At 39.9% G+C, this 11,394-nt stretch carries 10 protein-coding genes and 1 riboswitch; of the genes, 1 reads left to right on the top strand and 9 read right to left on the bottom strand.

Features of this window, described 5'->3' with window-relative positions:
• Positions 1-4 precede the first annotated feature (4 nt).
• From LDM93_RS00365 to LDM93_RS00355, 3 genes are read right to left on the bottom strand one after another with little or no spacing between them, the layout of a single operon-like run.
• Positions 5-457, bottom strand: coding sequence for a DUF4149 domain-containing protein (locus LDM93_RS00365; RefSeq protein WP_223889886.1), 453 nt, complete (start codon positions 455-457; stop codon positions 5-7).
• A 29-nt stretch (positions 458-486) separates the two neighbouring features.
• Positions 487-1,317 (bottom strand): peptide chain release factor N(5)-glutamine methyltransferase, encoded by an 831-nt coding sequence (prmC, locus tag LDM93_RS00360; RefSeq protein WP_223889884.1) that lies wholly within the window; start codon positions 1,315-1,317, stop codon positions 487-489.
• Entirely contained in the window at positions 1,307-2,578 is a 1,272-nt protein-coding gene (locus tag LDM93_RS00355) for a M48 family metallopeptidase (protein ID WP_223889883.1), read from the bottom strand. The genes prmC and LDM93_RS00355 overlap by 11 nt, the downstream gene beginning before the upstream one ends.
• A gap of 96 nt (positions 2,579-2,674) precedes the next feature.
• On the opposite strand from LDM93_RS00355, the gene abc-f reads away from it, so the two are divergent.
• Entirely contained in the window at positions 2,675-4,609 is a 1,935-nt protein-coding gene (gene abc-f, locus LDM93_RS00350; protein ID WP_223889882.1) for a ribosomal protection-like ABC-F family protein, read from the top strand.
• Here the strand turns inward: abc-f and LDM93_RS00345 are convergent.
• From LDM93_RS00345 to LDM93_RS00320, 6 genes are all read right to left on the bottom strand, one after another.
• Entirely contained in the window at positions 4,606-5,709 is a 1,104-nt protein-coding gene (locus LDM93_RS00345; protein WP_223889881.1) for a LysM peptidoglycan-binding domain-containing protein, read from the bottom strand. The two genes, abc-f and LDM93_RS00345, sit on opposite strands and share 4 nt — an antisense overlap.
• 14 nt (positions 5,710-5,723) lie before the next feature.
• On the bottom strand, positions 5,724-7,190 hold the full coding sequence (gene thrC / locus LDM93_RS00340; RefSeq protein ID WP_223889880.1) for a threonine synthase: 1,467 nt from the start codon (positions 7,188-7,190) through the stop codon (positions 5,724-5,726).
• Between the two features lie 250 nt (positions 7,191-7,440).
• A riboswitch (cyclic di-GMP riboswitch) is annotated at positions 7,441-7,515 on the bottom strand.
• Between the two features lie 86 nt (positions 7,516-7,601).
• Complete coding sequence (locus LDM93_RS00335) at positions 7,602-8,798, bottom strand: hypothetical protein (RefSeq protein WP_223889879.1); 1,197 nt, start codon at positions 8,796-8,798, stop codon at positions 7,602-7,604.
• A 10-nt stretch (positions 8,799-8,808) separates the two neighbouring features.
• Positions 8,809-9,660 (bottom strand): acetylglutamate kinase, encoded by an 852-nt coding sequence (gene argB, locus LDM93_RS00330; protein WP_223889878.1) that lies wholly within the window; start codon positions 9,658-9,660, stop codon positions 8,809-8,811.
• Positions 9,657-10,568, bottom strand: a complete 912-nt coding sequence (locus LDM93_RS00325) for a tetraacyldisaccharide 4'-kinase (protein WP_223889877.1) — start codon at positions 10,566-10,568, stop codon at positions 9,657-9,659. Before LDM93_RS00325 ends, argB begins: the two co-directional genes overlap by 4 nt.
• Positions 10,565-11,392 (bottom strand): ferritin-like domain-containing protein, encoded by an 828-nt coding sequence (locus LDM93_RS00320; RefSeq protein WP_223889876.1) that lies wholly within the window; start codon positions 11,390-11,392, stop codon positions 10,565-10,567. The genes LDM93_RS00325 and LDM93_RS00320 overlap by 4 nt, the downstream gene beginning before the upstream one ends.
• Between the last annotated feature and the right edge of the window lie 2 nt (positions 11,393-11,394).

The raw sequence follows: 11,394 nt of genomic DNA, 5'->3' as shown, positions 1-11,394 counted from the left end.
CTCGCTACTTACATGCCTTTCGCATATTCTGTATGATCAGTACAAGCAGAGCCAAAGAAAAGATCTTGAAATTGATCTCACTTCCTTTATGCGTATTGATAAAAGCTACTGATTTAGTTGCCTCCACCCCTTGTTCCTGCATCGCAACAATATCCGGGATATAGTACTGGGAAAAAAGCAGCCCTGTTGCCAATACAAAAAATGTGGCCACTTGTGTCAGAGTGTCTCTCTCAAACTTTTTAAACTTATACCCTTCATACAGTACCACAGACACAAGTAGTACATTGAGCAGATAAGAGAGCCTCAAAAAGTTCTCTGTCATGATCTGGCCCTCTTGAAACTGCGTGAGCACTTCACTGCCTAGCCATTGTTCTGTGTGAAAAGTGACAGGTGCGACTACGATACCGGCAAAGAGCCCTGCTCCAAGCGCTGCACTCAAAAATATAAGGTATGTCATGGTTACCATTCTAAAATATCTGTTCATGCTTACTCACTTTCTTTAAATTTAATCACAAATCCCCGGTCAAACTGTGCCAGATCCATATAAAATTTTATGTATTCTACACCGATTTCATTAACAAACTCTTGTATGGGTCCCTTTTGATCATATCCCATCTCACAAGCAAGGTATTTCACCCCTTTCTCCTTCACATCCAAAATGATCTGTTTAAGCAACTCATCTCCTACTCTTCCGCCAAAAAGTGCTTCTTTGGGTTCATAATCAATGACATTGGATTCAAGTAAAAAATCTTCTGCGATGTAAGGAGGATTGGAAACCACTAATTCCAGATCTTCAGGTACCTCATCTATAAGATGAGACTTGCGAAGTTCTATCTGTTTACCCACACCGAATGTTTCAATGTTTTTCTTTGCTACTTTTAGCGGAGTATCACAAATATCTGTTGCGATAATATGAAGCTGTGGAAATTTACGGGCTAACACAATGGAGATCGCACCCGAGCCTACCCCTATTTCAGCGATACGGGTGATCTTTTCTTTTTCTATGATCTCTGCGACCAGATCTATAAGTATCTCCGTCTCAGGGCGGGGTATCAGTACCCCCTCTTCCACTTCCAGATGAATGTCATAGAAACTGGCTGATCCCACGATATATTCGTAAGGTTCATGGGCAGCCCTTCTTTGAATAAGTTTTTGAAATGTATCCACATCGGGAAAACTGTCTCTCTCATGTATCAGTAAATAGGTACGGTCTTGTCCAAGATGATAGGCCAAGAGTAATTCTGCCTCCAAAGCAGGACGTTCACACGCCTCTTTGAGTGCTTCTCTGGCCCAAATGAGCCCCTCTTTAATCGTCATTTCTGTCCATATGTGCGAAAATACCATCTTTAGGCAATGATGTCTCTTCACCTACGATAGTATTGGATGCATCAAAGCCCAACTCTTTGAGTCTTTCAAGCACTGGCGGATGCGTATAGTAAAAGAAGATCACCAATGGATGTGATTTTGGAAATGCTTTGTTTTCTGTCACAAGTTTCATCAGTGCGGATACCAGATTTTCTTTACCACCCATTTGCGAACCGTATTCATCGGCTGCATACTCGTTATGACGGCTTACATACGACATAAATGGTGTAAAAACAAAACTCACAAGCGGTAACAACAACATCAGCATAGCGATCTGCACTCCTGCTTCAGGAACCACACCCATCTGTGTGAACAGTGCATCCGGTAAATGTCCAAAGAGATAAAATGCGATAAAAAGAAGTACTCCCATTAACCCTATGTTTTTCCAAATATCACCATGTGAGAAATGACCCAATTCATGTCCCAGTACGGCAAGGAGTTCTTTGGTATTGAGTTTTTCTAAAAGTGTATCAAAGAGAACCACACGTTTACTCTTACCCAATCCACCGAAAAATGCATTCAAACGACTGTCACGTTTACTGGCATCCATCACAAAGATACCGTCACTTTTAAGTCCGGCCTGGTTCATCATTGCGGTGATCTTTTCTTTAAGTTCCCCCTCCTCGAGTGGAGAAAACTTGTTAAACAACGCCATAAAGGTGGGAGCCAACAGATTTGCCATCACCGCTACAGTGAACATGGCTGCAAATCCCCAGATCCACCATGCTTCATAGCTCTGTATGATCCAAGATAAAAGCGCAAAGATCGCACCACCCAAAATGAAAAATAACAGGCTCGTTTTTAGCATATCTATCACATACATTTTTGCAGTCATCTTGTTAAATCCGAACTCTTCATCTATCTTAAACTTTTGATAGAGTTCAAAAGGAAGTCCTATCACGTAATTGACGATAATAAAACCAAACAGGAACACAACAGCCTGCATGATGTTTCCTTCTACCTGAACCAGTGATGAAAGCCAGGCAAAACCTGCAAAGACCCACCAGATAAATACCAAATAATCCACAAAAGTAGTCACAAGTGAAAGTTTTCCGTTGGCCACGGCATAGTTTCCTGCTGTCAGGTATTTGTCAGCTGACATCAGTACAGGTGTTTTTCTTTTTTCTTCATTGATATACCCTATCTGCATCATAGAGATATAGAGTTTCATAAAGGTATAAATAGAATAAAAGATGGTAATGGTTTCTAGCATAGATTTCCTTGGTATATAATGGAGAAATATACCAAATCAAGCCTTAAAGACCACTCTATTTGCTATAATTGCACCATTATATTACAAGGAAGCATTTTGGCACTCATCGACCTCTTTGACATCAAAAAACAATATGACATCAAATTACTTCTCAATGGGGTTGATTTTCACCTGAATGAAGGTGAACGTGTCACTATTGTGGGTCAAAACGGCTGCGGGAAATCTACACTGATGAAGATCATCATGGGAGAAGAGGAACCTACAGACGGGAAAAGAGTGGTGAACAGTTCGGTACAGATAGAGATGCTTGCACAACAGCCTCACTTTGATCCGGGTCTTTCAGTCAGAGACGCGATATTCAATGAACTGACTGAACTCAAAGAAGCCAAAGAGGCGTATGATACACTGAGTCTCAAAGTGGCTGAAGAGTTTGAAAATGAAGAGCTGCTCACAAAACTCGAAAAAGTTTCCTCTTTTCTGGACCATCACAATGCCTGGAACCTTGATGACAAGATAGAACGTGTGATGCAGGAGTTTCAGCTTAAAGCCTATGAAGACCGTCCTGTAGTCTCTCTTTCAGGAGGGGAACAACGCCGTGTAGCCCTGGCATCTCTCATACTTAAAAAACCCGATGTGCTGCTTCTTGATGAACCGACCAACCACCTTGATGTCTATATGGTTGAGTTCTTAGAAGAGATGCTTCTTAAAGGAAATTTTACCTTGCTGTTTATCTCACACGACAGACATTTCATCGACACCATTGCCACACGTGTTGTAGAAGTGGATAATCAGGATCTTGTAAGTTATACCGGGGGCTACATGAGCTACCTTGAACAAAAAGAAGCGCGTATGCATGCCCTAAAAAAAGGTCATGAAAACCTTCTGAGACTTCTCAAACAAGAAGAAGCCTGGTTAAGTAAAGGGGTCAAAGCCAGAGAAAAACGTAATCAGGGACGTAAAAAACGCGTCTATGAACTTCGTGATGAAGCCAAGAAAAACCCTACGCTCATTCGGAAGATGATGGTCGAACTTGAACGTGAGAAAAAACACTTTAACCGGGATGAAGGTGTGTCGCGTAAAAAGATGCTTTTTGAACTTGAAAATATCTCTTACTCGGTTCCGGGGAAAAAGCTCATAGAAAACTTTAGTACACGTATCCTTCAAAAAGACAAAATAGCCATTGTAGGTATCAATGGTGCGGGGAAATCTACGCTTTTAAAACTGATGCTTGGACGCATCAAACCCCAAAGCGGACTCATCAAACAGGGAGACTTTTCTATCGGTTATTTTGACCAGCATAGAGAGATGCTTGACAACGAAAAAACACTTATTGAAACTTTTTGTCCTGACGGGGGAGACCACATAGAAGTACAAGGGGTCAATCTTCACGTCTACGGTTACCTGAAATCTTTTCTTTTCCCTAAAGAATTCCTGGCTAAAAAAGTAGGTATGCTTTCAGGCGGAGAGAAGAACCGTGTGGCACTGGCATTACTCTTGGCTAAAAAAGTAGACTGTCTTATCTTGGATGAACCTACCAATGACCTGGACATCCAAACCATTAATATCTTAGAAGAAAAACTCATCAACTTTCCTGGAGCCATACTCTTTGTCTCACATGACCGTTACTTCATAGACAAGATAGCTTCCAAGCTCTTTATCTTTAAAGGCAATGGTGTCGTTGAAGAGTCTTATCAGACCTATACTGAGTACCTGGAGATAGAAAAAGAGATGAAAGCGCTTGATACTCTGGAACAAGAGGTCAAAACATCTGTGAAAAAAGAGACGCCGGTCAGTGACAAAAAACAGACAAAACTGAGTTATAAAGAGCAAAGGGATTATGATACATTACCTGATGAGATCGAAGCCCTGGAACAGCAGATAGATACACTCAATGCATGTTTGCAAGATCCGGAATGCTATCAGGAAAAAGGTCTCACTGCACTGAGTGATGAATTGTCAAAACTTGAAAGCTTGTATGAAGAAAAAAGTGACCGATATCTGGAAGTTTTGGAGATTTTCGAGTCTCTTTAATTCCAGTATACCACCACACTGCGTCTTCCCCAACGCAGCGCTCTTCTTATGTCTATTCCCATATAAATATCTATACGTCTTTTATAGCGTTTATTCATTTTATCCCGTACAGTATAATACCCAGGTAAACCAGAAATACGTACTTTTGTCCCATTTCGCATCCCATACCTACTTAACATATCTCTGGAGACCGCAATGATCTTCATGCCTGGACGCAGACGGTTATTCCATGCTGCCAAGAAAGGTGTACTGTCAGTTTGTCCTTTATGTGACGTATACGCAGTTGCGGTTACACGCAGTTTTTTCTTGGTTTTTATCTGTGCCAGGATATGAGGGAGTGGCAGTTTTATGATTTTACCTATACGTATGAGCGCATAATTTTTAATTCCGTTGAACTCTGCCAATTCTCTAGGATACAGTTTAAACTTTTTGGCAATGGAAATAAGCGAATCTCCCTTCTCGATAATATATTTACCAGAAGAGACTGCATCAATCATCTTTTGTTCAAAAGGGAGCTTTAATTTCTGTCCGATACGTAAAGGAGATTGAAGTGTAATACCATTGATCGTGGCGATCTCTTTTGCTTTTAACCCAAATTTCTTTGCGATCTTAATAAGCGCATCGCCGCTTACAACGCTGTAATCACCGTAAACAATTTGAGGTCTCTCAGGTACTATTGTTTCTAAAAGTTCTCTTTCGATACGCGGGGGAACTTCACAAACCTCTATCTCTTCTATTTTGTCATCAAGTATGACTTGCGTGACAGGTTCTTTTGTTTTTGTAGGCTTTATAGGTGCTTTTTCACTTCCTTTAAAACGTACAGACTCTTGAACTTTTACATGTCGTTCTATCATATCCTCTACGGAAACTACTTTGACAAAACGCTTTTTTTCAGGGATAGGTAACGTTTTTTCTCTGATCAATTTTTGTCTATCCAATTCATGCACAATCTCTTTTGATTTAAGAAATTTTGCCCCGTAAAGATTGCACTCAGTAATACTGCCAGTGACAACCCTGCAATCAACCATTGATCTTGCAGTGGCTGCCTCTAGACATAAAGAAGAAGATAATATTAAATAGACAAAATGTTTTCTGGACATTACGTTATGTTAAACTATAAAAAGTTTAACATCTCTCCTTTAATGGATTCTTTTGGAACAACAACAGAATGAACAATAGGTTTTTCAAATAAACCATGTATCATAGGCGGTACAGTGACCCCTGCATTTTCACTCACCCATTTTAATGCTTCTACATCATCTTTGACTTCATGACCCAATGATTTTGAAACAGACGGACTGAATTTAGTCCATTCCGCAGTCGAATAAACCACGGTTTTGAGATCTTTTTCTCTTAACGTTTTATACGCTCTCATACATGTTGCTGTATGCGGGTCCATAATGTACCCTTTTTTTGCATATTCGCCTACCACAGTTTCACACTCTTCATCATCTGAGAAAGAAGCATCAAAATCTTCACGCAGCAATGCAAGTTCATCTGCAGTCAATTGATACTTACCGTCTTTAGCCAATGCTTCCATAAGCTCTTTGGTACGTTCTGGACCAAATTTATCAAACATGATACGTTCAACATTTGAACTTTTCAAAATATCCATTGCAGGTGATTCTGTCTGTATGAGTGAACGTGTCGTAAGATCATATGCACCATTCGTGATCCAATCTGTCAAAATATTATTGATATTTGATGAGATAAGGATCTTTTCTATAGGAAGTCCTGCCTTCTTTGCATAATAGGCACCTAAAGCATTACCAAAGTTACCACTTGGGACAACCAAATAGATCTTTTCACCCATTTGGATCTTCTCTTTGCGTACCAACTCCAGGTATGAGTGAATATGGTAAATAACTTGAAAGATAATACGTCCAAAGTTTACAGAATTCGCTGCGGAAAGCTTGATATTTCTCTCTTCCAATTCTGCTTTAAAATCTTCAGAGGCAAGCAGATCTTTGAGTGTATTCTGCGTATCGTCAAAGTTACCTTTCACACCGATCACTTTAAGGTTCGAAGCATCTTCAGTGACCATTTGAAGTCTTTGAACATCCGATGTGCCCCCATCAGGATAAAGACAAGCTACTTTAACACCCTCTTGGTTTTTAAATGTTTCTAGTGTAGCAGGACCGGTATCTCCGCTCGTTGCCGCCATAATAAGATAGTTTTCACCTCTTTTTTGTGCCAGTTTACTTAACACGTACCCAAAAGGTTGTAATGCCATATCTTTAAAGGCTCTTGTTGGTCCATGATAGAGTTCAGAGACAAAGCAGTCATCTTCTATTTGAGAAAGTGGTACCGGATTTGAAGGATCATCAAAAGCATCATATCTTTTTAACGCTTCTACCAGTACTTCTGTTTCAATATCTATACCAAACTGTTCTAAAAAATCTAATGCCAATGTTTTATAATGGCTAGAGAGATGTCCCTCTAAAAATTCTTTATCTAAAGTTGGGAGTTCTTTGGGTACATATAACCCACCAAAACTAGCACTTGGGCTGAGTATCGCTTCTGAAAATGGTACAGATGAAGGTTTCTGTCCGTCATTTCCCCGTGTCTCAATGAATTGCATCTATATTATCCTACTGTTTATATTAATAAGAATTATAGCTAAATAAGCTAAGGGTTATAAGAAATTAGGGGGAATATAGGTATGAAGTAAACTCAAGTATCTAGTATCTATTTGTCCTACAATTATAGGAGAAGAATGTTTTTTAGGGAAAAGAATGTCAACTAATAAAATTATAGAGACAAACAAACACTAAAATACTCAGGTAATAGAAGAATGAAACTTTCTAAAAGATAGATGAGTTTATATCTCTATTGGTAGTCTGGCGATCTACGTGAGACCCATAACTTTCCGTACCCACCTCGCGATGAACTTGGCTTTTTCAATACAGTATAACCGTATGAAAGAATTATAGCACACTTACCTAAGAGAAATAACTTAAATTCTAAAAAAATTTTAAAAATTTACAATTTTTTATTGTTTTTCTAGTTTTAACAGATAAAATTTACTTGCTCTACTATAACTGTCACTTCCACCGGCTGCAACTATACTTCCATCATCCATGCGTGCAATTGCATTCATTCTATCTTTATTTCTGTCCCCATAGACATGTGACCAGAGAAGCTTACCCGATTGATCAAGCGCGAGCATATAGGCACTGTGATCGCCCTTTCCTAAAGTACTTGTACCTCCAGCAACCATCACTGATCCGTCACCTGTACCAGTCACTGCATTGCCGTATTCATAATATTTAAATCCATAAATTTTATGCCATACAATATTGCCATCATTGTCTAATCTCATGACTGACATATCCGTTTGTGCACTTTTATAAGAACGTGTTGAACCTGTTGCCACAATACCGCCATCTGCTGTAGCTGTCACACCATTTAAACGGTCTGCCTGTTCTTCTCCATAGGTTTTAGCCCAAATTTTCTTTCCGTTTTGGTCCAGTTTCATCACAAAAAAGTCTGTATTTCCAGAACGTTCAAGCTCACGGTATCCCACAAGCATCATAGCACCGTCAGATGTACGTGTAAGGGCTTGGGCACTGTCTTCTTTTTCGCCACCTATGACATAAGATGTGATCTCTTTTCCATTTTGATCAAGTTTGACGATATAGACATCTTTATATCCATTACCAAAGGAGTTACTGTCACCTACAACCAGGAAACCTTCATCATCTGTTCTTGCTATATCTCCGGCAAATTCATCACGTTTACCGCCAAGACTTTTCTCCCAGACCAGCTTGCCTTCCAAAGATACTTTTGCGACATAAATATCTCTATCATAGTGTTTTGCAAAAGACTTGGAAGTACCAAGTATGATAAGGCTGCCATCTGCTGCACGGATTATGGCTTTACCGACGTCTTTTTTCTTCCCGCCAAGTAATATATGCCATAGTATCTCACCCTTGCCATTCATTCGTACTACACACATATCCGTACCTTGTGCACCAAACGATTTACATGTACCTACCAAGGCATATTCACCATTTTCAAGTGCTACGATACCATTTGCAATATCTCCGTCATCTCCACCATACGTTTTTTCCCATACAGCTTGGTATACTTCTTTCTTAAGTGCTTTTTTCTTCGATGATTCTTTTGCCTGCAGTACAGAGAAACACAATACGATTACAAGAAGAACCGTCAATGATTTTTTGAACATGCGTTCCACTTTAGAGTTCGATACAAGTTCCTACACCCGAACTTGTTAAAATTTCCAGAAGTAATGAATGCTCCACTCGACCATCGATGATATGTGCTTTTTTTACGCCACCACGTAAAGCTTCTATACAGGCATCCACTTTAGGTACCATACCCCCTTGTATCGTTCCGTCTGCTTTAAGGGATTCTGTTTTTTCTATGCTTAGGTTTGTAATCAATTGCATCTCTTTATCTAACACACCAGGAGTGTCTGTCAGAAAAAGTACTTTTCTTGCTTGTAAAGCTACCGCTATTTTACTTGCTGCAAGATCCGCATTGATATTAAATCCAGGATGTCCCATCGTACTGCTTCCAGCGATAGGAGCGATCACAGGTATCGCACCGTCTTCAATGATGTTATTTACAATTTCAGGATTGACATGTTCGATGATACCCGTATAACCGAACTTTTCAAAATCTTTAGGTATACCCTTCAAAAAACCGCCATCTTTTCCAGAGATCCCAATGGATTTGGACCCATGATTATCAAGCAAAGAGACGATCTCTTTGTTGATCTCTCCGCTCAATACCATCTCTACGATACGCATCACCTCTTTTGTCGTGACTCTCTGTCCATCTATAAACTTCGTATCTACCCCTAAATCGGCAAGAAGGTCTGTAATACTTTTACCTCCGCCATGTACGATAATAGGTTTCATCCCTACAAGATGCAACAGTACAATATCCTGTGCAAACTGTTCTTTTAGCGCATCACTCGTTTGTGCAGAACCGCCATACTTAATAACGATTTTTTCATTGGCAAACTTTTTAATAAACGGTAAAGCTTCAAGCAGCGTTTTTACAACATTAATATTATTTTTCATTCTGGATATCCCTTTATATATTCATCTACCTGGGTGAAGATAGTCTCTTTGATCTCTAATTTTAACTTCATTTCAGAGATAGGTAACTTAAAATCCTGCATTTTGACTGCATCTTTTTGCGTCACAAGAAGACTCTGGGCCTCATGCTCAGAGAGGAGCATTTTCAGCTTTTCTTCCTCAAAATAAGCATGATCTTCCAAATAGACTTTATCTACTATTCCCTCAGGCAAATAGGTATTAAGTCTATCCGGATTTGAAATGGCCGTTACCAGTACCATCTTGGGTTTAAGGTTCTCAAACGCTACCTGTCGATGAAATGCCTCTCCTTCTTTTGCCACAATATCTGCATATTTTTTATTGAACCAAAATTCTCTAAATGCACCTGCCGGGAAAGGGAGATAATTTTTGATGTGTTCAGGTTCAAGCACGATTTCAAATTTTTCTATCTCAACACGGTTAAATCCATCATCCAAGATGATACACTTTGCACCTTTTTCTTTGGCTAGTTCTATGGCTGATGCTCTATCTTCACTGACTATGACGCTTGCTTTAGGAAGTGACTGTGCCATCAGCATAGATTCATCTCCACTCTGTGTTACATCGACAAGTATCTTGCCCTCAGAGCTGACCTCGACCAGCCCTTTGCTTTTACGGCCATACCCTCGAGAGATGATCACTACACCTTGGAGTCGTGAAGCAAGTGCTATGGCAAAAGGTGTTTTTCCACTCCCCCCGACGATAAGATTTCCCACAGATATGATGGGAATCCCAAACTCTTTTGGGGAAGTCATTATCCTGCGTATGGACATCATGATCCCATAAATGACAGAAAACGGGAAGAGAAGCAAGATCAGAGGGTAATGATACCATTTTGGTGCAAAGAGCATTGCTTCAAAAAATCCTCTCATGAACACTCCTTTGCACCCAGTTTTTTGATCTCAGAACAGGAAAACCCTGCCTCTTTTCTTGCTTCCACATTGACATGAGGACGGTGTTTTGAGAGTAACTTATAGCGTTCAAGTATCTCAAAATACACCTCTTCTTCTGTCCCTTCTGCTTTTCCTTCCTCTTTACAAAGATATTTAAACCATTTGTCACCCTTGTACACATGGTCTATCTCTTCATCATAGATAATATACAGTGTATCTATCACTTTTTTTACCTGAGGATTTTTACGTTTGTTGTCCAGTTTTTTAATGATCTGGGGGCTGACATCAAGACCTGATGCTTCATAGTAACGCGGGATGATCGCCATACGGTCCAGAATATTCTCTGCACTGTGCTCTGCCGCATCAAAAAGTCCGCAATGTACTGGGAAATCCCCATAGTCATATCCAAGTTCTGTCAATATGCTCCGCAAGAGTTTAAAGTGACGTATCTCATCACTGGCTACTTCAAGCCAATCTACTTTATAGGCATGAGGCATCTGTGGGTAACGATACACGGCATCCAGTGCCAGATCGATGGCAGAAAACTCTATGTGTGCAATAGCATGTACCAAGGTAGCCAACCCCTCTTTACTCTCAAAGTCTTTTCTGGCAGGCAACTCTCTCGGATCTACAATATGACATTTGGAAGCATAGGACGGTTTTGAAAATCGCAGAGGGGTAAAATCATCATTACACCTTATTTCATTTTTGGTACAATACGCCAAACATTGAGCGGTCAAATCCTCTTTTATAAGAATATCGTCACTGATAATGGCACGTTCTAACAGACTAAATATATTCATAG

This window comes from Sulfurovum sp. TSL6 (genome assembly GCF_019972115.1).
GTDB lineage: Bacteria > Campylobacterota > Campylobacteria > Campylobacterales > Sulfurovaceae > Sulfurovum.
Note: the sequence above shows the minus strand (reverse complement) of the source record. Positions and strands in the feature narration are given on the sequence as shown.